4 protein-coding genes and 2 pseudogenes are annotated in these 4,324 nt (G+C 73.2%); 4 read left to right on the top strand and 2 right to left on the bottom strand.

The window, feature by feature from the left end; all coding sequences use genetic code 11:
• The 3 genes and pseudogenes from AB0M20_RS29505 to AB0M20_RS29495 form a co-directional block, all read left to right on the top strand.
• Positions 1-928: pseudogene (locus AB0M20_RS29505) on the top strand (ATP-binding protein); the annotation flags it as partial.
• Positions 929-978: 50 nt separating this feature from the next.
• Positions 979-2,364: an FAD-dependent oxidoreductase gene (locus AB0M20_RS29500; protein ID WP_364303583.1), complete on the top strand. Its 1,386-nt coding sequence runs from the start codon at positions 979-981 to the stop codon at positions 2,362-2,364.
• A 63-nt stretch (positions 2,365-2,427) separates the two neighbouring features.
• Positions 2,428-2,964 (top strand): hypothetical protein, encoded by a 537-nt coding sequence (locus AB0M20_RS29495; protein WP_364303582.1) that lies wholly within the window; start codon positions 2,428-2,430, stop codon positions 2,962-2,964.
• Here AB0M20_RS29495 and AB0M20_RS29490 read toward each other — a convergent pair.
• Entirely contained in the window at positions 2,889-3,158 is a 270-nt protein-coding gene (locus AB0M20_RS29490) for a cation-translocating P-type ATPase C-terminal domain-containing protein (RefSeq protein WP_364303581.1), read from the bottom strand. The two genes, AB0M20_RS29495 and AB0M20_RS29490, sit on opposite strands and share 76 nt — an antisense overlap.
• A gap of 93 nt (positions 3,159-3,251) precedes the next feature.
• Here AB0M20_RS29490 and AB0M20_RS29485 point away from each other — a divergent pair, with 93 nt between their 5' ends.
• Entirely contained in the window at positions 3,252-3,893 is a 642-nt protein-coding gene (locus AB0M20_RS29485) for a response regulator transcription factor (protein ID WP_364303580.1), read from the top strand.
• A 222-nt stretch (positions 3,894-4,115) separates the two neighbouring features.
• Here AB0M20_RS29485 and AB0M20_RS29480 read toward each other — a convergent pair.
• A pseudogene (locus AB0M20_RS29480) lies at positions 4,116-4,324 on the bottom strand (hypothetical protein); the annotation flags it as partial.

Here is a 4,324-nt window from a genome sequence, read left to right as displayed (position 1 = left end):
GGAACTGCCCGGCATCGTCGCCCAGATCGGTGACCATGTCGGCCCGCTGTCGGCCGCCTACGCCCGCGAGTGGTTCGCCGAGCGGCCCGGCGGCGCCAGCGTGCTGCGCACCACCCAGGGCGTCGGCGGGTTCGTGTACCACACGTTCTGCCCCTCCGGCTCGACGCTGGACGACCGTGACCCGGTGGTCCGCGCGGTGCTGGCGCACATCGCCGCGACCGCGCCGCTGCGGCCGGGCGAGCAGGTGGACATCGCGCGGTTCCTGTCCGGCCGCGACGGCTCGCAGAGTGACCAGTACGCCGTCTTCGTCGGATCGGTCTCGTCCATCATCGAGTGGTGCGGCCGCCCGCTCGCCTGGGGTCTGATCACCACCGTCGACCCGGACTTCTGGGGCCCGTTCTTCGACTATCTGGCCTTCCGCGAGGTGCTGGAGGTGACCTTCGACGGGCGGCGCCACGTCGTGTACGGCAACGACTTCCGCCGGTTCCCGGTCGACGCCTGGCTCGAGCTTATGAACGAACGGGAGCAGTCCGGCGGCTCCGGGCTGCCGCCGCAGTCGATGCGGCGTCCCCTGCCGCTGAGCCGGGAGGAGTTCGGCGCCGCGGTCCGCGCAGCCCTGCCGCTGCTGCACCGGCCCGAGCGGCTCGCCTCGTGCGCGCTGGCCGGCACCTCGCTGGGCGCCGACCCCGCAGCGGTCCGGTCGGCGGTGCGCGCCGCCGTGGACGGTCTGGCCGAGCTGCCCCGGGGCGACCGGCTGCGGTCGGTGCTGCAGCGCACCTATCTCAGCCCGGCGCCCAGCCAGGAGGCGGCGGCTGAGGTGCTCGGGTTGCCGTTCAGCACGTACCGGCGGCATCTCGCCAAGGCGGTGGACGAGCTCACCGACCGGCTCTGGGTGACCGAAACCGGACAGCAGGTGGTCGGCGGATGAGCAGCGTCTGACCTGGAAAGTGAGCAACGCCGGGCCGCAGGCTGCACGGCATGGCGAAGATTGTGATCCTGGGCGCCGGCATCGCCGGCCTCACCACGGCGATGATGCTGGACCGCGACGGTCACGACGTGACCGTCCTCGAACGAGACCTCGCATCCCCGGCCGGGCGGCCGTGGGACGACTGGCAGAGGCCGGGCGTCAACCAGTTCCGGCAGCCGCACTACCTGCTGCCCCGATGGTGGACGGAGCTGCGCGCCGAGCTCCCGGACGCGGCGGAGGCAGTGCTCTCGGTCGGCGCCACCACATTCAATCCGCTGACCGCGCTGCCCGCGCAGCTGCGCGGCGAGATCCGCGAGAGTGACGCTCGCTTCGACACGGTGACGGCCCGCCGCCCCGTGCTCGAGGCCGCGCTGGCCGGCGCCGCTGGCGGGGTGCGGGTAAGCCGCGGCGTGCGGGTCACGGGCGTACGCACCGACGGCCGTACCCCGGCACCCCGGGTGACCGGCGTGACCACCACGGACGGCACGGTCGAGGCCGACCTCGTCGTCGACTGCGGTGGCCGCAGGTCGGCGCTGCCGGCCTGGCTCACCGAGGCCGGCGCGGCGCCACCCGCCGAGGAGCGCGCCGACGCCGGCTTCGTCTACTACAGCCGCCACTTCACGGCGCACGACCTTCCCGAGCAGCAAACGGTGATCCTGCAGACCCACGACTCGATCACCCTGCTGACCCTGCCGGCTGACCACGGCACCTGGAGCGTCGTGCTGACCGCGAGCGCCAAGGACAAGGCGTTGCGGGCACTCCGCGAGCCCGCGGCGTGGTCGGCGGCCCTGCGGGAGTACCCGCTCGCCGCGCACTGGGCCGACGCGGAACCCATCACCGGCGTCGACGTGATGGCCGGCATCGAGGACCGGCTGCGGCGGTTCGTCGTCGACGGGGAGCCGATCGCCACCGGTGTGGTCGCCGTCGGTGACGCGTGGGCGTGCACCAATCCGTCGCTGGGCCGTGGGGCCTCCTTCGCGATCATCCACGCCCGGGTCCTGCGCGACGTGCTGCGGGAGACCGGCGCCGCCGAGCATGACAAGCTGGTCCGCCGCTTCGACGAAGCCACCGCGCGTACGGTGGAGCCGCTCTACCGCGCGACCACCGGTTTCGACGCGCACCGGCTGGCCGAGATCGACGGCGACATCGCGGGCGTGCCGTACCGGACCGACGACCGGCGGTGGGCCGGAGCGAAGGCGTTGTTCGCGGCCGCGCTGCGCGATCAGGATGTCCTGCGGGCGTACGTGTCGGTCGGGTCCTTCCTCACGACGCCCGACGAGGTGTTCGCCGACCCTGCGCTGCGCGACCGCATCTTCGCTCTCGGGCTGACCGCGCCGCGGTATCCGCTGCCCGGACCGTCCCGAGCCGGCCTGCTTGCGGCGATCTCCCGGTCGTAACCACGACAGCGCATCGGCGTTGACGAGGTATCCGCATCCTCGCCGAACGGCTCTCGATCAATGATGCCTGAGACGACCGCACGAGCCCGGTGGGGGACCTCCGTCCTCGCCACCGTGGTGGCGACCTACGCCCTCGACCTGATCGCGACCGCGGCCGGCGTGGGCCTGGTCGCCTCCGGTCTGCTGGCCGACCTCGGGCACCGCTGGCTGCCGGCCGTCCTGGTGCTCAGCTACGCCGCATGGGCGCTCGGGATGCGGGCCAACGTGCGGGCGAACTCCGTGCTGCTGGCCACGACCGGGATGAGCACCAATGTCTTCTCCAAGGCAGCGCACGACCTGGTCCGCCGCTTCAGCGACAGCGTGCGGGCCCGGCGGTGGGCGGCCGCCACCGGGTACGTCGGCACGGAGCTGGTCAAGGAGGCGCCGTACTACCTCGGCGCGTTCGGCGTCGCCCTGGTGAGCGGCCCGATCACGTCGGACGAGGCGCTGATCTTCCTGGCCGGCTCGAACGTCGGCGCCATGGTCTACGAGTACGGGGTCGCCCGCATCACGCGTGTGTTCCTCCGGCGCCGCGGCCGGCCGGATCCCGGCGCCGGATGAGGGCGAGCGCCGCCGTCGCAGACGCTGCGCACCAGCCCGTCACCGAGCACGGACTGCTGCGGCGAGCGGGGCGAGCGGCGCAGCGCGTCCGACTCGGCCGGCTCGGCGCCGAGGGCCACGCCCGGGACGCCGTGGGTCAGCAGATTGACCCACAGCAGCGCCACCGGCATGCCCAGGGCCGGACCGGCCAGCATCACTAGCAGCTCCGCGAGACCACCGGACAACGCCAGGGTGCGGCAGGACCTTGGGCCCTAGGTGCCGACGCCCGCGCGGGGTAAGAAGTACCTATGATCCGTGTGTTCCTGCTCGACGACCATGAGGTTGTCCGTCGTGGCCTCGCCGACCTGCTCCACGCCGCCGGGGACATCGAGGTGGTCGGGGAGTCCGCCTCCGCCCAGGAGGCGACCCGGCGCATCCCCGCCCTGCGGCCCGACGTCGCGGTGCTGGACGCGCGCCTGCCCGACGGCAACGGCATCGACGTGTGCCGCGACGTGCGGGCGATCGACTCGACGATCAAGGGACTCATTCTGACCTCGTACGACGACGACGAGGCCCTGTTCGCCGCGATCATGGCCGGCGCCTCCGGTTACGTGCTCAAGCAGATCCGCGGCACCGACCTGGTGGACGCCGTCCGCCGGGTGGCCGAGGGCCAGTCACTGCTCGACCCCGCGGTGACCCAGCGGGTGCTGGAGCGCATCCGGCACGGCGTGGAGCAGCCGCGCGAGCTGGCTGCCCTCACCGAGCAGGAGCGGCGGATCCTGGAATTCGTCGCGCAAGGGCTGACCAACCGGGAGATCGCCGGGCGCATGTTCCTCGCCGAGAAGACGGTGAAGAACTACGTCTCCAGCATGCTGGCCAAGCTGGGGCTCGAGCGCCGGACGCAGGCCGCGGTGCTCGCCACCCGCCTGCTCGGCGAGCACCCGAGCTGAGTGGCTCAGCAGACCACGAGGTCCCGCTCACGGAACTGCATCCGCACCCGGTCGATCACGTCGCGGCCGGGCGGTTGCGTGTCGGCGAGCGGCGAAGGCAGCCCGAGCGCCGCGTACCCGTGAATCCCCGCCAGGCTTGGAAGCGCCGCATCATTCCTCCTCGACTCGGGTCCAGCCTTTCCGAGCCGGGCCCGAGCCGTCAGGGTCGAAGGTCCCGGCCGGTCAAGGCTCGACGACCAGCCGGTGCGCCCGCAGCGCATGCGCCCACCACGGGCGGCGGGCGCCGTCGCGCAGCGGGGGAGACCCGGTGCGCTTGAGGCTGACCCAGCCGCCCGGGCCCATCGTCACGGTCCCGATCGCCGGCCGCCGCCGCACCGCGACCGCGACCGAGGCGGCCGCCACCATGACGGGGGCGGGGGCGCGGGCGCCCG

The sequence above is a fragment of the Actinoplanes sp. NPDC051633 genome, from assembly GCF_040681735.1.
Classification (GTDB): Bacteria; Actinomycetota; Actinomycetes; order Mycobacteriales; family Micromonosporaceae; genus Actinoplanes.
Note: the sequence above shows the minus strand (reverse complement) of the source record. Positions and strands in the feature narration are given on the sequence as shown.